General features: G+C 43.7%; 25 protein-coding genes and 3 tRNA genes. 4 read left to right on the forward strand and 24 right to left on the reverse strand.

The features are described from left to right. Positions 1–746: 746 nt before the first annotated feature. The 4 genes from AC07M6_RS04005 to AC07M6_RS04020 form a co-directional block, all read right to left on the reverse strand. Positions 747–1,292, reverse strand: coding sequence for an ORF6N domain-containing protein (locus AC07M6_RS04005; RefSeq protein WP_494887632.1), 546 nt, complete (start codon positions 1,290–1,292; stop codon positions 747–749). Positions 1,293–1,408: 116 nt separating this feature from the next. Further along, complete coding sequence (locus tag AC07M6_RS04010) at positions 1,409–2,716, reverse strand: site-specific integrase (protein WP_494887633.1); 1,308 nt, start codon at positions 2,714–2,716, stop codon at positions 1,409–1,411. Positions 2,717–3,135: 419 nt separating this feature from the next. Further along, positions 3,136–3,208 (reverse strand) — tRNA-Lys (locus tag AC07M6_RS04015). 111 nt (positions 3,209–3,319) lie between these two features. Then, positions 3,320–4,330 carry a WD40/YVTN/BNR-like repeat-containing protein gene (locus AC07M6_RS04020; RefSeq protein ID WP_494887634.1) on the reverse strand — a complete coding sequence of 337 codons (1,011 nt, stop codon included), beginning with the start codon at positions 4,328–4,330 and terminating at the stop codon, positions 3,320–3,322. A gap of 161 nt (positions 4,331–4,491) precedes the next feature. Between AC07M6_RS04020 and AC07M6_RS04025 the strand changes: the two genes are divergently transcribed. Beyond that, positions 4,492–4,575 (forward strand) — tRNA-Leu (locus AC07M6_RS04025). Between the two features lie 82 nt (positions 4,576–4,657). Beyond that, positions 4,658–4,741, forward strand: a tRNA-Leu gene (locus tag AC07M6_RS04030). A 14-nt stretch (positions 4,742–4,755) separates the two neighbouring features. Here AC07M6_RS04030 and AC07M6_RS04035 read toward each other — a convergent pair. From AC07M6_RS04035 to AC07M6_RS04050, 4 genes are read right to left on the reverse strand one after another with little or no spacing between them, the layout of a single operon-like run. Continuing rightward, positions 4,756–5,208 (reverse strand): hypothetical protein, encoded by a 453-nt coding sequence (locus tag AC07M6_RS04035; protein WP_494887635.1) that lies wholly within the window; start codon positions 5,206–5,208, stop codon positions 4,756–4,758. Between the two features lies 1 nt (position 5,209). Next, positions 5,210–5,458, reverse strand: a complete 249-nt coding sequence (locus AC07M6_RS04040; protein ID WP_494887636.1) for a hypothetical protein — start codon at positions 5,456–5,458, stop codon at positions 5,210–5,212. Continuing rightward, the gene (locus AC07M6_RS04045; RefSeq protein WP_494887637.1) at positions 5,455–5,916 is read right to left on the reverse strand and encodes a lysozyme; all 462 of its coding nucleotides are present in this window, start codon (positions 5,914–5,916) and stop codon (positions 5,455–5,457) included. Before AC07M6_RS04045 ends, AC07M6_RS04040 begins: the two co-directional genes overlap by 4 nt. Continuing rightward, positions 5,900–6,127, reverse strand: a complete 228-nt coding sequence (locus AC07M6_RS04050) for a hypothetical protein (protein WP_494887638.1) — start codon at positions 6,125–6,127, stop codon at positions 5,900–5,902. Before AC07M6_RS04050 ends, AC07M6_RS04045 begins: the two co-directional genes overlap by 17 nt. 81 nt (positions 6,128–6,208) lie before the next feature. Here AC07M6_RS04050 and AC07M6_RS04055 point away from each other — a divergent pair, with 81 nt between their 5' ends. Continuing rightward, positions 6,209–6,760: a hypothetical protein gene (locus tag AC07M6_RS04055; RefSeq protein WP_494887639.1), complete on the forward strand. Its 552-nt coding sequence runs from the start codon at positions 6,209–6,211 to the stop codon at positions 6,758–6,760. Between the two features lie 902 nt (positions 6,761–7,662). Here AC07M6_RS04055 and AC07M6_RS04060 read toward each other — a convergent pair. After that, positions 7,663–7,815: a hypothetical protein gene (locus AC07M6_RS04060; protein WP_494887640.1), complete on the reverse strand. Its 153-nt coding sequence runs from the start codon at positions 7,813–7,815 to the stop codon at positions 7,663–7,665. A 199-nt stretch (positions 7,816–8,014) separates the two neighbouring features. Between AC07M6_RS04060 and AC07M6_RS04065 the strand changes: the two genes are divergently transcribed. Next, positions 8,015–8,716 carry a GDSL-type esterase/lipase family protein gene (locus tag AC07M6_RS04065; RefSeq protein ID WP_494887641.1) on the forward strand — a complete coding sequence of 234 codons (702 nt, stop codon included), beginning with the start codon at positions 8,015–8,017 and terminating at the stop codon, positions 8,714–8,716. Between the two features lie 6 nt (positions 8,717–8,722). Here AC07M6_RS04065 and AC07M6_RS04070 read toward each other — a convergent pair whose 3' ends face one another. The 15 genes from AC07M6_RS04070 to AC07M6_RS04140 form a co-directional block, all read right to left on the reverse strand. Then, the gene (locus tag AC07M6_RS04070; RefSeq protein ID WP_494887642.1) at positions 8,723–10,378 is read right to left on the reverse strand and encodes an SGNH/GDSL hydrolase family protein; all 1,656 of its coding nucleotides are present in this window, start codon (positions 10,376–10,378) and stop codon (positions 8,723–8,725) included. Further along, positions 10,378–11,457 carry a hypothetical protein gene (locus AC07M6_RS04075; RefSeq protein WP_494887643.1) on the reverse strand — a complete coding sequence of 360 codons (1,080 nt, stop codon included), beginning with the start codon at positions 11,455–11,457 and terminating at the stop codon, positions 10,378–10,380. The genes AC07M6_RS04070 and AC07M6_RS04075 overlap by 1 nt, the downstream gene beginning before the upstream one ends. A gap of 19 nt (positions 11,458–11,476) precedes the next feature. Beyond that, positions 11,477–12,076: a DUF6712 family protein gene (locus AC07M6_RS04080; RefSeq protein WP_494887644.1), complete on the reverse strand. Its 600-nt coding sequence runs from the start codon at positions 12,074–12,076 to the stop codon at positions 11,477–11,479. Between the two features lie 55 nt (positions 12,077–12,131). Then, positions 12,132–13,418, reverse strand: coding sequence for a hypothetical protein (locus AC07M6_RS04085; RefSeq protein WP_494887645.1), 1,287 nt, complete (start codon positions 13,416–13,418; stop codon positions 12,132–12,134). Further along, positions 13,415–13,687, reverse strand: coding sequence for a hypothetical protein (locus AC07M6_RS04090; protein ID WP_494887646.1), 273 nt, complete (start codon positions 13,685–13,687; stop codon positions 13,415–13,417). Before AC07M6_RS04090 ends, AC07M6_RS04085 begins: the two co-directional genes overlap by 4 nt. A 96-nt stretch (positions 13,688–13,783) precedes the next feature. Beyond that, positions 13,784–14,368 (reverse strand): hypothetical protein, encoded by a 585-nt coding sequence (locus AC07M6_RS04095; protein WP_494887647.1) that lies wholly within the window; start codon positions 14,366–14,368, stop codon positions 13,784–13,786. A 117-nt stretch (positions 14,369–14,485) separates the two neighbouring features. Then, complete coding sequence (locus AC07M6_RS04100) at positions 14,486–15,694, reverse strand: hypothetical protein (RefSeq protein ID WP_494887648.1); 1,209 nt, start codon at positions 15,692–15,694, stop codon at positions 14,486–14,488. Positions 15,695–15,800: 106 nt separating this feature from the next. Further along, positions 15,801–16,976, reverse strand: a complete 1,176-nt coding sequence (locus tag AC07M6_RS04105) for a head maturation protease, ClpP-related (RefSeq protein ID WP_494887649.1) — start codon at positions 16,974–16,976, stop codon at positions 15,801–15,803. A gap of 395 nt (positions 16,977–17,371) precedes the next feature. After that, entirely contained in the window at positions 17,372–17,608 is a 237-nt protein-coding gene (locus tag AC07M6_RS04110) for a hypothetical protein (RefSeq protein ID WP_494887650.1), read from the reverse strand. A 35-nt stretch (positions 17,609–17,643) separates the two neighbouring features. Then, positions 17,644–19,698, reverse strand: coding sequence for a hypothetical protein (locus AC07M6_RS04115; protein ID WP_494887651.1), 2,055 nt, complete (start codon positions 19,696–19,698; stop codon positions 17,644–17,646). Positions 19,699–19,797: 99 nt separating this feature from the next. Next, complete coding sequence (locus AC07M6_RS04120; protein WP_494887652.1) at positions 19,798–21,864, reverse strand: hypothetical protein; 2,067 nt, start codon at positions 21,862–21,864, stop codon at positions 19,798–19,800. 52 nt (positions 21,865–21,916) lie between these two features. Next, complete coding sequence (locus AC07M6_RS04125; protein ID WP_494887653.1) at positions 21,917–22,366, reverse strand: hypothetical protein; 450 nt, start codon at positions 22,364–22,366, stop codon at positions 21,917–21,919. 274 nt (positions 22,367–22,640) lie between these two features. Continuing rightward, positions 22,641–23,306, reverse strand: a complete 666-nt coding sequence (locus tag AC07M6_RS04130; RefSeq protein WP_494887654.1) for a hypothetical protein — start codon at positions 23,304–23,306, stop codon at positions 22,641–22,643. Between the two features lie 78 nt (positions 23,307–23,384). Then, a complete protein-coding gene (locus AC07M6_RS04135) occupies positions 23,385–23,972 on the reverse strand; it encodes a hypothetical protein (RefSeq protein WP_494887655.1) in 588 nt (195 codons plus the stop codon). A 95-nt stretch (positions 23,973–24,067) separates the two neighbouring features. Then, entirely contained in the window at positions 24,068–24,649 is a 582-nt protein-coding gene (locus tag AC07M6_RS04140; RefSeq protein WP_494887656.1) for a hypothetical protein, read from the reverse strand. Between the last annotated feature and the right edge of the window lie 21 nt (positions 24,650–24,670).

Genomic DNA, 24,670 nt, shown 5'->3' on the forward strand with positions numbered 1-24,670 from the left:
AATGGGTTGAAGGATCTGTTAACATTGGCCGGTGTGATGTTTGGCGACGGATCACCGGCTTTTTTTATGAAGGGAAGTTGTTACATAGGCAGGTATTGTTTGTTCACCGCAAAGAAAAGCCTTATTTAGAATAAATCCAAATAAAAATAATAGCACTTCTTACTGAATGATACTTTCTAAAAGCATCGTCAACACTATAACTATACATGAAACCATTTTTACTTTTGAGCCGGATGAAGAAAATGACTATGAGCGTTAGCCAATGACGGTTCGCCGACCGTTAACGGGTATCAGGTGAAAGCAATTTTATATCCATATTTGTTACGCAGGCGGCAGGTTATGCACAATGGCCGATTGGTGTATTGGCGGTTATATCATTACTCACCTTTTTTGCTGACCGCAGAAGTACCCTTCACCTGCAATAATCATATTTTAAGTAACGAATAGATTTTATCTGTTTATGCTATCGGCAAAAGTTTAATACTCCTTTTGTTTGAGGGACAACAAAATACCATCTCTATCACTGCCACCTCATTTTGGCCATCATCTACAGGAAAAACATCGTTTTAAAAGCAAAATGACAATATTTCTACTTCAAAAAAGGCAGGCTCATCATCTGTACGAAAGGTTGGCCCTGGAGAACCATTACGTTAGTAGAGAGCATACCGAGCCTATATATAAACTACAGTAAAACACCTTAATTTTCTCTATTCTGGAGGCCAATGCGACTCCTGAGTGTTGGTATGTTAGATATCATCAGATTTGTAGCCTATTCTCTTTCTTGGGGAAGGTTCCGCAATTTTGGGGATATGGGTTGATAATTCATCCAAATAGCGGAAAACAACTTCCATATTTTTATCTTGGTTATCCAGCTTACCTTTGATCTTCTCAACCTCCAAACGTAATTCTGTATTATCCGTGAACATTTGACGCGCTTTAGTGAATATTCTCATAATTTGAATATTGACATTTATCGCCCGGTCACTATTTAAAATACTGGATAACATGGCTACGCCCATCTCGGAGAAACAGAACGGGGCATAGCGTAAACCCATCTGATCTGAATTGGAGGTCACAAATTGTGACCTCCAATCTTGAAACTCTTGCTTTGTCATTTCAAACATAAAGTCGGGTGGAAACCGCGCTATATGTCGTTTAACAGATTGCTTTAATACTTTTGTTTCAATCTTATAAAGTGAGGCCAGGTCACGATCCAACATTACTTTTTGTCCCCGGATAAAATAGATTTTCCCGGTTATCACTTCTTCATTCACTGTTGTTATAGCATTCATGGTAAAATAATTATCTGTTGTTTAAAACTGTATTACGATCAATCAATTATTGAATAAGTTTTGAGGTCACAAATTGTGACCTCAAACTTGAAGTCGTATTTTGCGACTTCAAATATTTAATTTGCTATTTGCCTGAGTTGTCCGTCATCCGCGAACATCACATGTTTAACCCTCGACCAGGTTTGGCTGATCTTGGTCTTTCTCACTTTTGCGTACCGTTGTGTGGTGCGTATCGTTTTATGGCCCAACATCTTGCTGACCTCTTCCAATGAAAACCCACAGATATTGAGCATAATATCCGCAAAAGTGTGCCTTGCGAGGTGCGTATTCAAGTCACGATTAATCCCGCCGATAACAGCGATTTCTTTGAGATAGCCATTATAACGGCCGTTGCTGTTCACAGGTAACAACAAGCCATCCCGGATACGACAGGTATGAAATTGATATTTTTGAATGATCTCTTCTACGATGGGCATAATCGGCACCATCTCTGACACACCCGTTTTCCCTCTGTCTTTGATAAGCCAACGCTCGCCGGTCAGGCCAACCAGGATTATGTTTTCGGTTGTTAAAGCATAAACATCTTGAAACGCAAAGCCGGTGAAACACTGGAAAATAAAAACATCCCGTACTTCGGATAACCTGTCGATATGAAAATCTTTTCTCCAAAGCTGCTCGATCTCCAAATATTCTAATGGTGGTATATCCGTTTCGTCCCCGCCACATTTAAAACGTGCTATCGGGTTTTTAGATAGCCAATCGCGATCCGCAGCGTAAGTGATGATCTGCTTGGTGTTTTTAATCTGCTTTTTTGCGGCCGCTTCCTGTAAAACCTCTTTTCTTTCCAGGGTCAGGTAATCATAGAAATTCAACGCGAATGAATATTGTATCTCGGCCAATTCGATATCTCTGCATTGATATTGGTAAATAATAAACTCTTCGATCTTATTTCTTGTTGCCTTCCATTGTTTCAATGTTTCCGGCGACCGCAAATTCTTTTCAACCTTTTTTGCAAAATCTGAAATGAGCAGATCTGCGGTTTGTAAAAACGATGGGATTAAAACAGGTTGTTTCGGGACAGGTTTAGGTATTTCCTTTTTTTTGTTGTCAATAGGCAATCCCTGATAAGCATTTTTGAGCATCAGCGGGGAAATGTACTCATATATGTTTTGCAGGACCGCAAAATGGTTTTCCAGTTCCACGGTCACCTGGCTGATCTTGAGATTCGTTTTCTTTTCCTCCGTGCCACCAAAGGCCTGTTTGAATTCTGTGTTCCATTTGTTCACATGAACTTTTCTGCCGATAGAGAGTTCTTCGGTGTCGCGGTCAATAGTAATCCGGCAAATTACAGGTGCAAATCCGTTCGTGTCCGCTTTTGACTTACGGTGCCAGAACAGCAGCGTAAGTTTTTGTGTGCTTTTCATCCTTCATCACTTTTAATTAAACATTCGGTTAATCCGGAGGGATCACTCCGGAAACACGAATTGTTCTTAAAATCCTACCTCACGACCTCAAAAACCGCCTTTATGAGGGATCACTGGGGCGTCTTTCCACCAAAAAAGTGGTGCCCGTTTAGGGATCACCGGGGCAGCGTATCGCTACCAACTGGTGCCCTGCTTTTTTCGCCTCTTACGCAAATATAGGGCACCATGGGTGAACCGTGGTGCCCAACTAAAAGGGCACCAGTCAGACTGATCCGGAATGATTAGAAATGATCTGCTTATTTTTTCTGTGGAAAGCTTATGCCGCTAAAAAAGGCTTTAAAAAAGCTATAAACGCAGAAAAGGCGCAATCTCTTGCGCCTTTCTAACCTAAAAACAGTAACGTCGTTGGGGACGTTTTGTGATCCCGCTGGGACTCGAACCCAGGACCCCAACATTAAAAGTGTTATGCTCTACCGGCTGAGCTACGGAATCGTCTAACCGTTTCCGATTAAAGTGGTGCAAATATAGGAGTATTTGACTATGCTTGCAAGCCTTTTTTTATTTTATTTTCAGGCTGGTTTTAAGCACTTCATAACCAATAAGCTACGGCCTGAAAATGGCTATTTTACCTCTGTCGCCAGCTAAAAACACTAAGTTTCCTTTCCTGGCTTTGCGGCAAACATTATAGCTAACAGTATCAAATTGTTTCCAGTTTACGCCGCCGTCAATAGTAATATTGCTTCCGGAGGTCCCTGTTGAAAGGTAAACTTTACCGTTAACCTGTTCCACACAAGACTGATACCCCGCCGGTCCTTTTACAATTTGCGCAAAACCCGCTTTACTATCTACCTGAAAAATGCAACTCACCGAATCTGCATTTTTATCCTTCGAATAGTTGCCCCCAACTACAATCTCCTTATCTGCTGAAATAGAGAAAGCGCCGTTACTTGCCGGTCCGTGTGTTATAGGCAAAGTATATATGCTCCATTTTTTGTATGGAGCATCGGTAACTAAACACCGCGCAACGGCGCCGCCCGTTACTACAGATATTCCCCCTTTACTATTAACCCGCAAACAAGTACCGCTTGCTGCAAAAGCTGCTTCGCCAGGCATGGCGTCCGGTTGATTTTTAAATGGGTGCCAGCTATTGCCGGCGTCATCGGTTTCTAACAGCAGGAATTTGTTATTGATCGGGTCGCCCCAAATAAAACCGTGCTTTTTGTTGGCAAAATCCATCGCGTCTAAAAAGTAAGCTTTATCATCATTTTTATATTTCAAATCCCAGGTAATCCCGCCGTCGGTAGTTTTTAAAATCAATGCCGGTGTGCCCGAACTCATGATGATGGCCTCCTTATCCGAAAACGCTTCAATATCCCTGAAATCGGCCTGCCCGTAACCTTTAACCTGCTGCCAGTTCCAGGTTTTGCCGCCATCGGTAGTGATGGATATATATCCTTTGCTTCCGCTGATCCATATTGTTTGATCATCTACAACCGACAGGCCGCGGATGCTGGTTGGTTTGCCTTGCTGCAGCAATTCGATTGTTTGAGCTTTAACAGCGTTAATTATAGATAGCAGGATGATGGCGATAAAGAAACAGCGGATTTTGCGCATGTGGTATAAGCTTTAATATTTAACTAAAATACTCTTTACACCGCTTAACACAAAATCGTGCTAATTTTAATGAATTTGTTGAATGGTTATTGATGAAAACATTTATATTTGCACCCTTGTTAAGCAAAAGATAGCGATTGCTGCTATCAGCAGCTCATCAGGCCCGGATGGCGAAATTGGTAAACGTTGCGGTCTCAGAAGCCGTTGAGAATTGTCTCTTGAGAGTTCGAGTCTCTCTTCGGGCACATCCATTACAAGTCTTAAGTTTTAAGTCATTAGTCAAATCGATTATAGACTTCGGACTTAAGACTTTGTACTTATATACAGGCCCGGGTGGCGAAATTGGTAGACGCACCATCTTGAGGGGGTGGCATTCGTAAGGATGTACGAGTTCGAATCTCGTTCCGGGCACTTATTCCCTGTAATCAGGCAACGGTTTTATACTGGTGCTGATAATACCATTCCAGCAGATATACGCCGTCGCTCCACGATAATTTCCCGTCTGCGGCAACTTGTGCCACCAGGATAGACAGGTTATGCAGGAACGCGCTTTGCACATTACCATCTAAACTTTGTAATACGATAACGGCACACCGGGTTATTTCAGCCGGATCGGTTAACCCGGCACAGCCATCGGCCAGTTTAAGTTCGGTTAGGATGAATGGCAGCTTTACCCGCAGCAGGTCTTTAATCCGATCGTCGACATCCCCGGGAATCAAAACCGTCAGCACATCGGCCACGGGCGAATCCACAAACTTTTTGATACTTTCGGTAACTAATACACCAATGTGGATAGCGTTTTTCAGTTCGGCGGGCATACCATCAAATAATGCTTTAATGCCTGCCCATATTTTTGATAAAAATGTTTTTAAGCTCATGTTAATTAGTTTGTTTTTTTAATTGTGCTACTTCGGTTTGTAATACAGCCACTTCGCCTTCTAATACCTTCAGGCGCACTTCATTTACCCGGTTTTGGGCCTCCTGGGTCACTTTCACTTCGTAGATATCTCCCTTTAATTGGAAATAGGTTGCCATTACCGATGCCACAATACTGGCTGTGCTTACTATGGTTACCACCAGATTTTTTACGGTGATGCCTCTTAATTGCTGATGTTCAATACTGGTCATGGTGATAGAAATAATGCGCGCTCTTTAGCGCGGCGTTTAACTAATGTATCGCATACTATTTTTTTACCGGTATGCGCGTCGGTGATCTTGTTCCACTCTAAAAACTGGTCGGCAGCGCCTTGATAATCCTTAGCATTCAGTTTGGCAAACAGGGTTTTGCCCGATGCTACGCCAGTATTGTACGTGAACGATACCAGCGCATCAAACTGATTTTGGGTTAAAGGCACACGGGTTTTGCGGTTAACCGCATCCACATACAAACCAAGGGTATTGCCTAATAAGGCATTGGCTTGCGCCGCCGAGGCCAGTTGATCTGCCGGTTTTACAGCTTTACCATCGTGGTAACGGGTAGATCCATAGCCGATGGTCCACACGCCTGCTGTATCCCGGTAGGCCGAGAGCCGCAACCCTTCAAAACTTTTAATAAGGGCCGCGCCACGATCACTCAGCTGCATCATGATGAACAATTTTTGAGGGTGTGAAGAAGTTTTTACCCAGGTAAGCCAAGCCGGCTGCTAAAGCCGTTGCACCTACCTGTTTCCAGTTGATGGCGAATGAGCCGGCATTTAAGCCAGCCTGGATAGCCGAAATAACGCCGCCGCCAATGGCGACAACGAGGCCCTTAACCGCATCCTGCAGGTTGAGGGTGTATAGAGGGGATGTTTTCATGAAGAGAGAACGGGTTGAAGGTTGCTGAAATCCTTTTGAATTGTGACTCAGCAATTATTTACATTTACGCGAAATATTTAGATGGGTCTTATACGCTTTCTTTTAGCTTGTGGTGTTGTTTTGATCCACACAGGTGGTATTCTTGGTTATTCACCATTAGGAGGTGATTTAGCAGTACAGTGTTTTTATATAATTTCCGGTTTTTATATGGCCTTAATTTTAAGTGAAAAGTATAATACCAAAAAATCACTTTATTTATTCTACACTAACAGAACACTTAAAATCTATCCTATTTATTGGATTGTTTTGGTGATACGTGTTATTTGGTCTATTATCACCTTATATTTTAGCTATCCTGGAACATTAGATCATTATTCTCAAAATTGGCCGTTATCTGCCGGTACAATGACTTTCTTAATATTGTCTAATTTATTTATTGTTGGTCTTGATTGGTATTTTTTCTTAGGTATAAGGCCCGATGGCACACTTTTTTTACAAAAAATGGAATGGGCCAACCCGCTAAAGTTTATGACATGGCCTTTAATTTTATGGCTTGGACAATTAGCATTGAACTTATATTTTATCTTTTTGCGCCATTTATTGTTAAAAAGTCCACTAAGTATATTGTATTAATATTATTAATTAGCCTCTTGTTAAAAATATACCTTGTCCACATCAATTTAACTGCCCCACAATGGAATTATATGTTTTTACCAGCTCAAATAATGTTTTTTATGGCAGGAATTTTATCTTATCACATATATATTTATTTGAACAAATATCCTATTAAAAGCTATTTTTTAGAATGCTCAATTTTTATATTCTTATGTATAATAACTCTATTATATAATCTTTTTTTTAAAGAGTCATATATTAAACAGAGCATATTATTTTTAAGTTTTTTTCTGTGCATACCTGTTGTTTTTAAACTTACCAAATCGTTTAAATTTGATCGACGACTCGGTAATCTTTCTTATCCCATTTATATTAGTCAAATTATATTCGTAAAAACTCTGCCAGCTAAAGCTATACCTAAGATTGTAGATTTAGGATTTACTACACTTTTATGTACAATAATATTTAGTATAATGCTCGATTATTTTATTGCTACTCCACTTGAAAACTATAGACAAAGACGGGTAAAACTGCTAAATACAGTTTAATAATTTAGCTATAGAAATATTATTATTGACATCTGCCTAAGGATTATAAGGTCGCGAAAAACGAGAAGTAACAGGATTTAAAACCAGTTGTAACTTTTTTAGCCTAATTGCAGCAGGGCAGCCTGGTGTAATAAATCATGTTAAAAAGGCCTTAGGTTATTTTAAGCAATAATTAAAGGTTCTTTAGTATCCTGCATGCAGAATGTCAAAGTACTACAAATTAACGTTACTAATTTTATTTATTCCCTTTATTGGCAATGTAATGGGCGGGTATTTATATCTTAAAAACCGCAAATACTGGGCACATCAGAATTATATTAATGAGCATCCAAACGGCAATAACGACTCTCTTATAACTTACACAATCAATCGCTATAAACTTTCCGAGGCGCAAGTGGCCTTCTTTAAAATCTTACCTCTTAATAAGTCAGCCTGGATAGCCGAAATAACGCCGCCGCCAATGGCGACAACAAGGCCCTTAACCGCATCCTGCAGGTTGAGGGTGTAGAGGGGAGATGTTTTCATGAAGGGAGATTTTGGAGGTTGCTAAACACAACCAATGCATGAGAAAAATTATTTGTTGGGTAAACTTTTTGAAGCTTAGCGCGATTACGGAATAAGCATAGAGGGTTTCATGAAGGAATATTAGCAAACAAAAAAATTCCTTAAATCTTAATTAAATAACTTTTTAAAGTAATTTTAAGGCACTTAAAAAAGGTGATTAATGGATATTGTCAATAGAAAAAATCTTCTTTTATATTCCTCGTTATTACTTAATCTTTTCATAGTTTCGTTCCTGGTAGGTAAGCGGTACTATTACTACAGGAGCGGGTTACCTGAAAACAGAACTGATATCGCAGCAGAAAAGCAATATAAGCGAAACTTTAACAAATACGCGGTTGACTTATTTAAAGCCATTCCACATGACACTTCTGACATTGTTTTCTTAGGAACAAGTCTTACAAGGGGATTTCCTTTGCAAGAACTATTTAATGACTGCCGGTTAAAAAATCGTGGCGTAATTGGTAATACCACTGCCGATATAATTAATCGACTTTCGGAGGTAACTGATGGCCACCCTCAAAAAATTTTCTTAGAAGTAGGCACAAACGACCTCAGCCAATATTCCATAAACTACACTTTTAACCAACTTATCAGAATTATCTCAACGATTAAGGAAAAGACAGCCCACTCTAAAATTTATGTGCAATCTGTTTTACCATTCGGTAAGTCATTAACACCTAAAATTGAAGCATATAACAAAAAGGTAGAACAGTATTGCAAATCCCAAAGTATACCATTTATTAACCTTTATCCTTATTACCTCGGAAATAACTCTATGAAAAAAGAACTCACTACTGACGGCATCCACTTAACAGCGGCGGGCTACCTTATATGGAAAAAGGAAGTGTCCAAATACCTGTAATTAAATCTACACAGCCCTCCCTAATGCCGTTTGAAATGCTTGAACGGCTGCATAATGAGCCGCTTCTTCATCTGCGGTTAAACCATAACCAATAGCACAATAGCCGCAATTTCGATTTGATGGGTAAGCAATTGAACCGACCTCATTCTCGGCTCCAATAAACTGAGGGTGTATAGGCATGTTTGCTCGGCCATCAATCGATTTATCATGTACAAAGACCCCATTTCTATAAAGCGTATGGACGTGTGAGTTTTGTGAATATCGAGAGGTTGTAAATAAACCTGTCTCATCATAAGATACGGTTGTTCCTCCTATGAAGTTACTGTTACATTCATCATATACCGCCCCGCCTAATTTTATACCTATACGTGCTGGATTAACACCAATGTCAATACCCGCACTTGAAGGACTCGCCGTCCTTGAATAATAATGCAACGAATAGTTTGAGGCATTGTAATAATTGCCGTATGGCGGTATGTATTTAGTATCAGCATAAGCGCCAGATGCCCACGTAACGCCGTTTGAGTTGTGTATAGGAGAACCGAAAAACTCTAACCTCGCAGCTGCATCAAGGTCGCGCGGGTCTTTGAGATTAAACTTATGAGTGGTAGCTGTTCCACCTACAAAAGGATATATCACCGCAAGCCGGTTCCATAATTTCGCCTCTTTTAAATCAGTAACGAATTGCTCTATAGCTGCTATTAGGTCGCCATCCGAAATTCCTGTAGCGGTAATAAAAGTAGCCGCATCATCAGTATCCTCAATAGGTAGTGATGTAGTTTCAGATAGTTCGATTACCGCATCAGCAGCGGCGGTCGCAAGGATATCAGCGCCCACATCTGTAGGGTGGACTTTATACAATCCATCCGTGTCTGAGTCATTAAAATAAGTAGCGTTATCCGGCGCAGCATCTGCGAATATTTCAGGATATGGAGACAAGTCAATTAAGCCATCTGCGAAGTCTGTATAATTATCAACAAGCCAAGTGTTTATTATGTTTCGCCTCGTTATGTTCCCATAGCTAACGGAGGCGGCAAAAGTATCTTTCCTGCTCAAAACAGGCATAACAATAACCTTTGCACCCGCCTCTTTTAAAGCATTGCTAATAGTAGCAATATCAGATTGAAAAGGTGCTACACTTGAGGGGTCAAGTAAATCATTGGCCCCAAAAAATAAAATACAATAAATATCTGTGTAATTATGCTTGTCAAAAATTGAAATTGTAGTGGCAAGGTCATAGGAAAGGTATAGCGATTGGTAGCCGCCCGGAAAGCCCCGATAAAACGGAGTAACGTCTAAACTTGACAATTTACTAATGGTTTTTACAGGATAGGAATTAGCACCGAATAGAGGCCCCGTAACGCTATCCCCATTTGTAGTTGTTCCCTGGCCAGCAGTTATACTGTCTCCTATAAATATTAGCTGTATGCTTTTAGGCGATGATGGCGCATTAAATGCTACAGAGTTAGACAACTCTGAGCTTGGAGGGTTAATACCTATCGTTTTTACACGTACTTTTAAACCACCAATAGGTATATCTACATTTAAACCCGAATGGATTGTATACGTACCGTCCCCATTATCTGTAGTGTTGCCAGATATGCACCCCGTCCAGGCACCGGCATTGATTTTGTACTCATGATCTGTAAGTGGCCTTATCATTATTCTTCTCCTCCTGTAAATGTGAATGTATCTTCGTCATCATCAACGATGCCACCTGTTGGTGAACTGGGCGTTACCGTGTCTAATAATTTATATCTAATTTCTCCGGTATCCGTTTTATAAAGCGTATACGCAGAAATGCCGCCAATTATAGCGGCTGCTTCATCTGCAAAGGTTGGTGCAGATTCAATGTAGGTGGTCATATCAAATCCACCCCCACTCGCCGCATCAACCCACTCCGTATGATAATCCACCCCATCAATTTTGGCCAGTACCTGCCCGGCTGTTCCGCCTGCAGCAACACCTGCACCGGTTGCTCCGGTAGCTCCAACAGCCCCATCCGCGCCTGCCGGCCCGGTATCTCCGGTATCGCCTTTGTCACCTTTTGCTCCGGTGGCTCCTGTTGCCCCATCCGCGCCCGCCGCTCCGGTATCTCCCGTATCGCCTTTGGCGCCTTCGGGTCCCACTAAAGAGGTACCGCTTCCCCAAACGCCGGCGGTTTTTGGGCCGAATAGCTTATAAGTACTGGTATTGATGTAAAAGTCGCCGTTTGCACCATCGGTTGTATTGGACGGATTGGCTGTGCCTTGTAAAATGGTTCGGCCGCTAGCGCCGGTATCGCCTTTGTCGCCCTTTGCCCCCGCCGGGCCATTCAGCATGGTAAAAACCGAGCTCCAGGATCCGGCTGTTTTTTTGTAGAAGATGCCGGTGCCGGTGTTAATATAGGTATCGAGGTTATTGCCCGTCCCTGATGCCGGAGCGCCCAAACCATATAATACAGTACTATCGGTTAGGCCGTCAGAGGCGGGCAGGGTATATACCACACTCCAGGTACCCGCTGTTTTTTGTGCAAATGCCCCCGCCGAAGTATTGATAAACACATCCCCGTTTTTGCCGGTTGTATTTTGCGGCAGCGTTGTACCAAAACTAACGGCGGCACCCGTTGCCAGGTTATTACCAATAAATGTTAGCAGGGTGGCGAAGGTATATTGGTAATCGGAGTTATTATGGACGAGTATGGAAACATCGGCCGCGTCGATAGACGATGCTGATGTGAGATCGCTTATTTTTTTATCCATGTTGGTTATAATTTATAGGTTATACCGGCGACAGGCAATTAAACTCGTCACTCCCGGAATAGTTGAACGCGGTTTTATCCACCGCCCTGATGCGCGGACCCGCCTGCCTGGCCGATTTGTTTTTTGCATTATAGGTCCACAAAGGGAAATCGCTTTGATGATCCTTTAAAAAGCGTTCGGCTTCATTAGCATAGGCATTAGCTATGCTGCGTTGCTGCTGTACCAGTTTGGTAATATCGGCTGCCGTTAAAGCGTTTCCGCCTTCGCGTTGCTTCATCACGGGACCGGTAGCTGTATAATGCACCGAATCGTCTTCGATAAAACGGGCGAAGGCAAAGTACACCAGCAGCGGGCCAAGGCCCTGGTACAGTACAATATGGCCGCGTTTATCCAGGTATTCAGCGCCGTTCACCAGGTCTTTATAAGGCTGCGGGGCATCGTTTTTCAGGCTGCCGTCTTCTTCAAAATTTTTGATGAGATCGTAATACAAGGCATAGCCTAAAAACGGTTTCAGGTCAAGTTCCTGCGCTTTAGCGATATACACCGCCAGGCGTTCGGGTTTTATATTCAGGCTGATATCCTCGAAGCGTTGAAATGTGGTTTGGTTTATGATATTCATGTTGTAATGGGTAGATGAGTGATTGACAAATGACTTAGGACTAAAGACTTTGACCTTAAACGCCCACCATCTCTTCGGCTTCTGTTTGCTTAAAGCCATAGGCATAGACCAGGATGGCGGTTTTACTCGAGGCCGGCAGATCGGATAACAGTAATTGATTAATGCTGCTACCGGCTTGCATACCTGCACTATCGTCGGCTACATCGGCCGGTACAGGTATAATATTCCAGTTGCCTGATGGGTTGATATCGGTATAAAACCGGTCGAATATTTCGGCGAAGGTTTCTGATATTTCCAGCCGTTCGGGTGCGGTGTTATCGTTAAACTCGCGGATGGCCTGTTTCTTTTCGCCACCATTACTCAGGCCCGATGATTTTTCGGCATTGATCAATTCCTTGGGGACCGAGAAACCTTTGATGATGCGTGCCTCAACCGACCGTTCTGTTGTTTCAAACAGTTTATCGTTATTTTGAATAGCATAAGGCTTAAACTCCGGTTTCGATGCCTCATCTTCATACTCAATCACAATGATCTTTTGCGCGCTTTTGGCCCCCTGGAAAGCACCCAGGTCTTTCTCCAGTTGCGATGGCATATTGCGATAAGCTTCATCACCGGTATCCGGACCTGAATTATCGGCCTCCTCGCGGCGTGCCGGCATAAACAACATGGTTGATGGCAGGAAACCGGTAACAACTTCGCGGTTGTTAAAGATCTTGATCCCGGCCTCGGTTTCAAAATCCTCCCAAACGCTATCGGCTTCAATCAGCGGGTAATCATCTACTTCGGGGTTGAAATAAAATAGCTGGCCCTTGTAGTTTTCCCATCCGTGTGCGGCTAAAACCTGTTGTTTGATGGCTTCGGGATCGGGATTGTATTTATCCAGGAAAGTGATCTTGCTGCGCATGATGTTTTTCCAGGTTTTCCGGCCCCAGTCAAAATAGATGGCGTATTTATCGGCAGTTTCTGCACAATCGGTATCCCCCATACGGATATCCTCAAATTTTACATAATTAACCGAGGATACTTTAAAATTTGCATTGTAGTTTACATGGATCCCAAACCCGCTGAAAAGCGCCTTATCCGCAGCTACCGCTTTTAATAACTTAGCCGGTGTAAGGCCTTTGCTATTGATGATCTGTTTACCCAGATCGACCTCTTCAAAACCATTACCGGCTATAAATTTGGCGCGTTTGTTCCAGCAATCCTTTGCCGTTGGCGAAGCACCCACCAGTTCCAGCATACGCTGCGGATAGGCGTTATCTTTATCATAGTTAAGTATGCCATAGGTTTGGTTGGGGCGTACTACTATGCGTCGTTCAATTTGTGGCAGATAGGTCTTCATTTTTGAGGGATTTCACAGATTATTGAGGAGATTTCACAGATTTCCGGTGTGATTACACCGATTCTTTTTCTTTTGATGCGAACTTTTACTTCCGGACTTCCGGTCTTTCCGACTTCCGGACTACTAACAAACAGCTTCGCAATATGTGGGTACCGCTCCAGGTACCATTCCGCTTCGGCATCGGTCAGGTTATCATTATCATGCCGGGCATGCTCGCCGGGCGCAAACTGGTGCTTGCCGGGTTTTAGGGTGTATTTCTTTTGGTTCATGACCCCTCCTAAATCCTTCCCGAGGGGGAGGACTTCTTAATTTATGATTTAGTTAATTTTTAGAAGTCTCCCCTTTAGGGGAGATTAGAGGGGTGCTTAAGCTACCAGCGCTTCCAAAGCGGCCAGGGTGCTGGCATAAGTTGCCGAGCCCGATACCGGCGGAATAGATACCGCACGCGGAGGGTAAGGTTCCCTCAATTTGTCAGGGTTGGTTAGCTTTAATTTGTAGCCACCTTCAACACCCTCATCGGCGGCATTGCGCTCGGCTTCAGCCAGGATCAGGCCGTTTACGGCGCCAAACAGTTCAACGGCCGAATCTCCCGCTTTGTAGTTATTAATAGTAATAGCACGTACGCGGCCGTAGCCCATGGCCATTAATTGTGCCTTAACATCTGCCGAAAGACCGGCAATATTAAAGTCGATCTCCTCGGTATAACGTGGCCCAACCTGTGTTTTGGCCAGTTTGGATATACTGTTAAAGCTGTTGTTGGTACCTGTGAACTTATAAACCTTGGCGCTGCCTACCGCGGTTAAATCGGTTACGATCAGCGGGTTCATGGTGTCATAAGTAAGGGTGATATCACTTTCGTTAAAGATGTAGATCACATCTTCGATACCGGATGTTACCGGTTCGGCTGCCCCAAGGGCAAAGCCTGCGTTTATTTTATTGTAAATGGGCATGGAATTTAATTTTTAGCCCCCTAACCCCCTAAAGGGGGAATAGGATGGCATTGTGAAAAATGAGTAATAGATATAGTTAGATCGATATCCTGCTCCCCCTTCAGGGGGCTGGGGGGCTTACGCGCTCAGGTAAAATAATTCGTTAGCGAATTTGAAGTTTACGGCAGCTTTCATGCGGGCCTTCATACGCACCACGTTGTCGTTGGTATAAGGCTTCATGTACACGGTAGATAGTTCGGATGCATCGCCTAACAGATCTACCCCCAGGAACAGGTTGGATGAGCGCGCACCCAAAATGGTATTAGCCTGCCAGTGGTTCATTAGTTGCAATGGGATGCCCAGGTAATCCATTTTCTTTTTATCTGTAAAGGCATTCAACACGTTGGTGGCCTGTGTGGCCTGTGCCTGCGCGTAGGCATAACCTACATGCAATGGGATCTGCAGATTAAAATCCTCCTGGCTGCGGTCGGCCGGGTCAAGCTGGCTGAATACGCCGCTTAACACACCCAATACATTGCTGGCATTAATATAGCTAACGGTTGCTGCTGTTGATGTGCCTGTGAAAGTGGCTGCCTTACGGGTATTGATCTCATTGTAGTTACGCACCAGTTTAAAAGTAGTAGCGCTTAGCACCTGTATAAAGTACGATTGGCCTTGTACATCAATCCCCGGCCCACCATTAGTAGTGTCTTTGCTGGTGCCGGTTACGCCGGTAATGGTTACCACGTCACCGTCTGATAAAGTAATTGTGCTGCTTACGGTTACCACGCCTGAAGCGCTGATGGCAGTTGCAGCCATGCTGGTGGCCGATTTACCCAGGCCAACTTTAAACACACCCGATGCACCTGCAATGGCCGGCAGCAAGCCCTGAAAATCGGCTGTAAAGGTAGCCTCTTTGGTTGATGCCTTACCCAGCCAGTACAAGCGCTCGTTAGCTATTTGTATTTTGGTCAAATAACGCTGAACCATAAAGTCCGACAGGTCTACCACGCCTTCATAGTCGCCGAAGGCACCCGGGGCCAGGCTTTGGGTTTCCCAGCTTTGGGCCAGTTTATCCCATTGCTCCTGTTTCATAAATTCGTACACTACCGGGTCAAGGTAGCTTTCAACCTGTTGGGTGGTAGTGCCCTGGTCGTTAAACATGCCGGATGGATCCTGCAGTTTTACGTCATCATCCACATCAAGAATGATCTTGCGCGATTTCACGTCGTTAATTACGGTTAACAGTCCGCGCTTTACCGAGTCGGCTTCCAGCAGCGTACTGGCCATAAAACCTGCCAGCGCTTCGCCGGCATAGGTGTTGTTTGTAAATGTAAATTGAGCCATAAAGTTTAGCCCCCCGACCCCCTAAAGGGGGAGCTTTTTGATTTAATGTTTACTATAGGGATTGATATTTTGTGAGTAATTGGTTTTCTATTCCCCCTTTAGGGGGTTAGGGGGTTACAGCTTTGCGTACCGCGTTTTTAGCCAGGGTGGTTTGCGGGGCAAAAAAGGGTTGAGCCTCTGTTTGGGCTTTATTGCTGCGGCGCGAGCCTTCGGGTGTAAAGTCTGATTTTATTTCGTTGCGCACTTCGTCGCGGGTTTGTTTTAAGCGGGCGTTGGCTGTTTCCAATGCCGTACGGGCTTCGGTCAGCAGCGCGTTTTGGGCATGCAGTTTAGCTTTGATACTTTGGATCCGGCTTTGCACATCACCTTTTTTTAGCTTGTCTGCCGGCATGTCGTCATCCTCATCTTCCGCATCAGGGCATGGGTCAACCTGCTGTACTTTACCATCTTTTACGGCTACCTTTTTGCCTGCTGATGTGATGTAAGTATCGGTTATGGCCGGTGTGATCATATCCTCATCCTGGTACACCTCAGTACCCTCGTCCAGTTCGCCGGCATGGTGCAGTTTGCCCTTGTCGGTAATGGTGTGCTTGTTCACCACTTTTTTAAAGAAATTCATCATCTTATCCAAAACCGAAGCGGTTTTTTCGATAAGGTCCTTGTTTTCCATGTTCATGTTGCTTTTTTTGTTATTTATGTTTAAGATTTTGTTGATGCATCGCTGGTAAACGGCAGGAGCGCTATGGGTGTATTTTTTAAGGATGGCGCTGTTGGTAATATCGGCGCTGTAATCTTCCACACGGTCAATAAAGCCCAGGTCAAGCGCCTGGTCGGCCGTCATCCAGGTGACGGAGTTGATGAAGCTGTTAATAGTTACTTCGTCCAACCCGGACCGGTCCATATAGATCTGCGCCAGGCGCGACTGGACGATATTGAGCATGTGTACATCTTTCAGCAGTTCATCGGCATTACCGCCGCTGCCTACCATAGGCTTGTGGATCATCAGCAGGGCGTATTTGCTCATCACTACTGTTTTGCCGGCCATGGCTACCACACTCGCTGCCGAGGCCGCCAGCGCGTCCACATAAGTGGTTACGTTTCCGGGATATTTTTTCAGCATATCGTAAATGGCGATGGCATCAAACGCGCTGCCACCTACCGAACTGATATGCACTTCCACATCCTGGCCGCCGGCGACCTCCAACTGTTGCTGTATATAAGCTGATGACAGGCTGCCCGTGCCGATGCAGTCCTGTTCGGTATCGTATAGGTATATTTTCATTGTTTTAGATTTCACAGATTGTTAGAAGATTTCGACGATTGCGGTTTTGATTTCACCGATTTGGGCATGATTATGCCGATTGGGTTTAGATTGAAAGTCCCGGATATTTGATGAGCAGAACCTTAATTGACTGCCCGAAGAACCGGGCGATTATTAAATTTTAGTTCTGATGATTTGGTATATTCAAAGGTCGGGATAAAACTTTATGTTGTTGGTGACAGAAGTGTGTCAGTAGTTCAGGATTTTAGAATTTGAAGAAAGAATGAATATTTTGCTAATCCTTTAATTCTGTTAATTCTGATTCAGACAACAATCAAAGATCGGGAGAATAGTTTAATGCAATGGTGACACAACTATGTCAGTCCTGATACTCAACGCAATCAAACAAATCATCTCTAATCAGCGGTCGTGAAACTATTCAGCGCCCTCCATATCGTACGCTCATCTTTATTAAACTTCACTTCCGCTTCCAGCACTGCCTGATTTTTGTTGATACCGCGGGTTTGCATTTGGGCCTGAACCCATAAATATATTTCACGGTAAGTAAATACCTTGGCTGTAATAAACCCCGCTTTGTACAACTCTGTAAAAACGCCCTGGTTATATAATTGGTTGATGGTATTGATATTCATATATGAATTATGTTTTAAATGCTAAATGGCATATATTATCCTAATTTTATTAACTCTACTTTCGTTGGCTGGCCTTTGCGCCAGTTATCTATTTTGTTGATATAATAGTAAGCCCCATCCTGCTGCAGGTAAACAGGCACCAGTAGATCAAGGTCTAAAATATCACGCGGACTGAGCAGGAAATAGCGCACTACTTTTTTGCTGTTGGTCAATATTTTTTCCAGCTCTGGATAATAGAGTTTTTTTAACCCTGGCAAAGGGCTGCCTGTGCCGGGCATATCGCCAAAGCAAAGATGGTAGTCGCCATCGGGTTTGTAAAAATATGGGGTCGAGATCCAATCGTTCACAATCCTGTCGCGGCTGGCATCACCATCGGTAAATTTAATGCTGGCGCCGCTGTAATTGCGCAGGTCTATCTTTTGATCTATCAGTATCCGCGGCGATACGCCGATATTAAACTCGTGGTTATCATCGGCTATATCCGTCATTTTTATCTGGGCTATGCTACCGCCGATGTAGGGGCGGTTAAGTGTTGGTGCAAACTGGCTCTCAAACAGGTCGGCAGTGGCAGGCAGGGTTTTGTCAGCCACGTTTATCTGCGCATCGGCAAAACCCACAGGCAATACATTATCATCCTGCTTATACTTCATATAGTTTACCTGGGCATAACCGCCCAACTGGAAGCTGATACTTTTCCCCTGGTTCAGGCATTTATCCGTCCAGTTATTTGCGACGGGTATATTATTCACAATATCCCTGAACGAGGCAAAGTTGATGGTACGCGTGTTATTATCAGTTTGGCAGATGATACCAAAACGCTGCAAAATATCCTTCAGCAAATCTTTCTGACTTATATCCGGGAAGATCCGTTCGCATTGTACATCCTGGCCGTAAAGTATCCCCTTCCCCGTTGGCGCAATCACTAAGGATGCGCCTGCATAAATGGTAAAATACGCGGGCCTATCGCCCAAAAACTCGTAAGTAATGGATACCTGATCGTTGATGGATAAGTCGGCAGAAGCGGATAACACTGTGTTGGCCGTGTCTGTACTGCCGCGCAAGCCGCTGCCGCTGGTATTACCCTCCCTGGTAAAAGGGCCCGAAAAATCAAAGTTGGCTGTAGCAACAATATCACTATTTACCTGAATATAGATTTTGAGGTTGGACGGATGGCTGCCGGCAATTTTCCCTGCGAAGATTAAGCGCGGTATCGTTACTGTGATATCAACATTATTAATTTGGTTAGCTATAAATGTGTTACCATTAATAAACTGGTTAGACGGATCTGAATAAGATGGGAAGTTAATCAGTCCAACATTATCATTTATTGGGATATGGCTTACATTTAAATTGGTGGTGATGGCAGCATTTAACCCGTGCGGATTAGGCTGGTTCTGATAGTCGGTACCATGCTCAAACGTGCTGTTGCTAAACTGGGCAATCAGTTTTGGGTATATGGGGTTGCTTAATAATGATCCGGTTGCTTTATAGCCGTTTGATGCCAGCATCAGATCGATAGCGGTTTTAATAAAAAATCCGGGGCGCAGGTAGCGCACATTCACCTCGCATTGGTCAGCGGAATTATAAATGAGGTTTCCATAATCAACAACGGGCCAGATCCAGCCATCGGTTTTGGTTTGCGAAGCTACCACATTAGCAACATTCCAGGTATGCTGATACGGGAGAAACGGATTACCTGTGCCATAAGCTGTATTTTTATCGCCCATTTCATAGATCTTTCCGCTGATGGCGTCAAAAAAATCCACATTGCCCGATAGTACGGTAATTGCCGCCGTATCCTGATCGATACCGTTCAATTCGGCTATACCATAGGGCAATATCTCCAGCCCATCCTGTATCATTTTTGCCTGGTATTGCTGGTAAGGTTTTTCATCGGTAAAAGCCACCTCATCGGGGAAACCCAAAATACGCCGGTTGCGCTGGGTAAGCGGTAGTTTAAACTGGTTACTGGTATTGCCCTGCTGATTCTTTACCTCGGCCAGGTTATTGATCTGGAAGGTAAGGGCTATAGGGCTGTCGTCAGCCAGGTCAACCAATTGGTCGTTAAGGTATAGTTGTAAGTTGGTCATTGGGTCATTAAGTCATTTGTAGGCAAATCACAGAGAATATTTGCACATCTGCATATACGCACATTTGCCATTACTCCCCCTTTAGGGGGCTGGGGGGGGCTACTGCGTTTGTATATTAATCCCCGGCAGGTTAAACGTTACACTAAAAGGCGCCTGGCCGTTACGGGTTTCGTACTCGGCAAAGGTGGCGGTGTTGAGTACTACCGTTTGCCATTTTACCGGATTTTTATTCACCAGTAGCTGCACTTTGGGCGAGTACTTGATGGATTGCAAACCTTTAATATCGGCTACCGAAAGATCTTCGGCCATTACTTTCATTTTTTGGCCTGCCGTTTTGCTGATCACTTCTTCTATACTGTTTTGATTAGCCCAATCGTTCACGTAGTTTTTAATAATAGTGGCGTTCTGCACATCCAGACTGATCTCCTGGTTATAAACAAAGCGGTAATAGTTCCAGCTGCCGGTCAAGCCTATCCAGCGCAGGTAAACCGATTGATCGTCGACCATATCATCAATCCTGACAGTTTGGGTTTGCGTAATGGTGTGGCAGGTTCCGCCTTCATCATACTTCAGCGTAAGCGTAAAGTAATAAGCATCGGGCGGGAAGCTTTGATTGATCAGCAGACGGTTTAACCCGATATACTGCGCTACAGGGAAAGTGGTTGCAGATGCATCGGCTATAATAAATTTATTCCCGTCCTGGTTAAGCAGGAAAGAACCGTCTTCATTAAGTAAGCCGGTTGTTTGGATGCTGCCCGTAATAGGCTGGCGGTTAATATCCAGCAGGGTAAGTTCGCAATAAATGGCTAAGCCGGCTATGGCATCGCTATAAATAAAACCAATATCAAACGGATAACTATTAGAAAAAACCGGCTCGGTAAAATCAGTTATCCATTTAGCCCGTTTGCTTTGGCTGTTTACCGATGGGAAAGGTACATAAGCAGCCAGGTTACCGCCATAAGCATCGCCCAATTGTTTGGCGGCATATATTACATAATACGGGTGATCCATGCTGATATAAACCGGAGGGTGCCCGTCCCAGGCTTCGGCGTAGCGGATGGTATAGCTGGCGCTGAGGTTATCATCACGGAAGTTAATAGCTGTAAAATCACTCTCATCCTGCACGCGCAGCAGGCTTTGCAAAAAGCTGGAAATATCAGCCTTAACCAAACCTGTTTGATCTGGCCGGTTTGTGGATGTAATGCTTTTCATCATGCCCGCAGCCTTATCAAAATAAGTGATCTCGGTTTTTACCTCGTAATAAGGCCGTAAACGGTTAATGTTTATGTAGCCTGTGTTATTACCTGAAGCGATGTAAGGCGAATCGATATAAATTTGCCCGCCCGATGTTGATTTAACCGCGTAAATACCTTTATATGCACCGGCACACAGGTACACTTTATCGTTTTCGGTAAGTCCGGCCAGGTTGGTATTTACACTTACAATCATGTTACCGTTACCATCGGCGCCGATGCCGGTTACCTGGTAATCTTTACGCTGATAGGTAAACACTACGGGGTTAAAGGCGGCGTTCCAGCGCGAAAGGTTGCTGGTGCCTACGTCAACCGACGGATCGGCCGTTAGCAGGTTTTGTATCACCTCAATGGTAAAGCTACGATTGGCAGTGCATCCACCCGCATCGCTTACATAAGCCACATAGCCGCCGCCATGCAAACCGGTAAATGTGGCCGACGACTGGAACGTTACACCGTCCAAACTGTAGGTTATGGGCAGCTGGCTGCTCTGTGCCAGGATAGTCACCTGTGCATCGGCGGCGCCGATGGCGCTTTCTTTATGATCTACGTTTACAGCGGTGATCATTACATCGCAAACAGTAGTGTTGGGTGGCGGTTCATCGGGGATCACCTGGTCGAAGCCGGTGATCCGGATCTCAAACTCCGACAGGATCTCGCCGTCGAAATTGCGTACCTCGCGATAAGTGCCCTGGGTTATTTTTACCTGCGAGCCAATTACATTGCGGCTGAAGGTTGCTCCGGGGATGCCATTATTAAAGTACTGGTAATTTACACCTACGCCGTTGCCGGGTGTTAGCTCGCCTGTGGCCGCATCATAAATGCTGATATAAAAGGCCGCGTTATAACTGGTGGTGATGATATTGTCGGTGGGGTCGAGATAGACGAGGGTTATCCGGGGGTCGATATTCATTTTAAAGAGGGTTCGTGGTTAATGGATGATGGTTCAATAGCAAGAGGATGCCTTAAGCAACAGCGGGCGAATACATGGCCGATAGCGTTACCGTGAGGCCTACGCCTGTAGTGTTTACATCAAACTTGTTGTAGACGGGTACACACTTGGCTTTTTCGGTAATTTTTAGCCGGAAGTAGCGGCCATCTCCTTCGCGGTAGGTAGCGGCCTTTACCAAAAACTGGTTGGCCAGCTGCAGGGCCTGCGCTACATAGGTTTCGTTATCGGCGGTGTACTGGCCAAAATCGGTTTTGTACAGAAACTCGATATAGATGGAGAAGGTATTATCTACCGATCCATTTACCGCCGGGTTAATCCCGATGTTTTGCAGCGGGTATAAAAATACGGTTGGGAAGCTGGCATCATCGGCCAGGGCGTTCAACTCGCCGGCGGTGCCGTAAATAAAGCCGGGCGTACCGGTTAAGGTCTGCGCTATGGCAGCTATTTGATTGCGTATGGGCATGGGTTAAGTCTTAAGTTTTGAGTCTGAAGTTCTAAGTGAGTTATCGGGATGTTCTTTAGCCTATAGACTTACGACTAAAGACTTTAGACTAAAGACTATGAACCTCCCTGCAGCAACTCCCCGTACCGCTTTTGGTAGGCGGCTTCGGTTTTGTTAAGCAGGAGTTTGGTGAGTACCCTATCGTAGGGTAGGTTTAGGATGGCATCCCATTTGGTGATATCGCCGCCGCTGAGGGCATTGATGGTATTGATGTATTTAAACGGCTCGAAAGTTTTTATGCCGGCGCGCTGCTCCAGCGCCGACGCAGGCGATGCCAGAAGCCGGTTTTCGGTTTCGATAAGTTTGGATAGCTCAAAAAAAAATACTTGGCTATGGGCAGCGCATCGGTTACGGGGAGTTGTTTAACCTGCCCTTCAAACTCGGCGGCGGCGTATTCATTATAAGGGTTGCCGGTGGCGCGGCAATAAAAGTATTGCGCCAAAACCTGTGTACAGGCATTTAGCGATGGGTTAAAATGGTCCTGCCAATTTGCTTCGCCATGCTGGGCAATATGTTTGCTAATCTCGTCAGCAATAATCTCACGCGCGGCCATAAAGGCGCCGGCGGGTTCAACAGAAAGATTATTTATCACCTTCACGTTTGTTGGTTTACCATCAACGGTTAGGCTGATCTTTTGCGGGACCGCATCACTTTTGTACAGATATTTAATTTGGTGGGCAATGTTTAGCAACTGTGTGCTGAATGCCTGCAAATCGTTGCCATTACTGATATGTTGCAGCTTGCTAAGTGGTGTGTTAGATAGTATACTGATAGCCTGTAAATCGCTTAAGTTACCAGCCGACTGCATTTCCATCAGTTGGGCAAGCGTTACTTCGTGCAGTTTTTCGGGGATGCTGAGGTGGATAAACCCGGTAGTTGTTTTTATTTTTTGTTGAATCATTTAAATATGTTTTAAGTGCCAATTGGCATAATACCTGTAAAAAATAAATAGTCAATGACTATTTATTTGGTTAGTGTTTTAAAACTCGGATTTGTTTTTTGCTTTTTGTTGATCCTCGTATAACTTACGTAGTTTGCCATGATCATAAAATAATCTCACTCGTAGTTCATTAGTTGAAGTAACTGCAATTACTACTGAAAGTTCATTTTCATTGGCATCGGTCCAAAATGTTGCATAATCTGCATTGCCTGTTTTTATGGCTGTTATTTCATAGCCATCGCCTTCACTGTAAGGTTGCTTGAATTTTTTTGATTCTTTTCCGACACCGTATACTTCACTAATATCCTTTACAAGTAAATTATAAAAATCAATACTTTTTGTTTCCAATTCAGGTTTAAATACTAATGCGGCTTCAAAAGCTTGTTCATTTACAAAATGCACAAAAACCGCAGCCGTTTTCCTGCTGCCTAATGATACATTACTAAAACTAATTGAAAAAGGTGTTTGGCCTGTATTTACTATTCCCCCTTTTGCTTTTAAAGCCTCAATAACCTGTGCAGGGCTACTGCCAAATTTAATGCCCAGGAACCCATCAATAGGCTTTGTGGTTTGTGCCTTGCAGCAAACAGTTATTAATAATAATGCGATAAGTATTAAGTTTTTCATAATTGCTAATTATATTGGTAAATATACTTCTATAAAATTATATTTCCAAATAATCACCCGTGGAAATTATAGATTTACCCGGTTTACCGTTTGCCTTAAAACTCGGATTTGTTTTTTTCTTTTTGCTTCTGAATAACTATATCTAACAATTTACGATCCTGGTAAACCAGACGAATAAATGTGTCATTTAGTATTTTTGATGATATGGTATTTTTAGTTTCGTTATCCTTCCATAATGTTTTGTAATCAGCATTGCCCGTTTTTATAGCAGTAATCTCATACCCATCCCCATCCGTATATGGTTGTTTGAAGTTTTTGGTGCTGACACCACTACCATAAACATCATTAATGTCCTTTACGAGGGCATTATAATATTCAATAGTTTTGGTTTCTAATGCATCTTTAAAAAAAAATTGGGCCTCGCAAGCTTTATTGTCAATAAACCTTACCCAAAATTCCTCAACCTTCCTGTTGCCTAATGTTACATTATTAAAAGTAAGTTCAGTTACCTTGCTGTTAGCTTTATCTAACACTGCGCCTTTAGCTTTTAAAGCCTCAATAACCTGTTCTGGTGTACTGCCAAATTTTATACCCAGAAACCCATCAATAGGCTTAGTGGTTTGTGCTTTGCAGCAAATAGTAACAAATAAAAATGCGATAAGTATTAAGTTTTTCATAATTGCTAATTATATTGGTAA

Source organism: Mucilaginibacter sp. GW821-FHT07H05, from assembly GCF_059418485.1.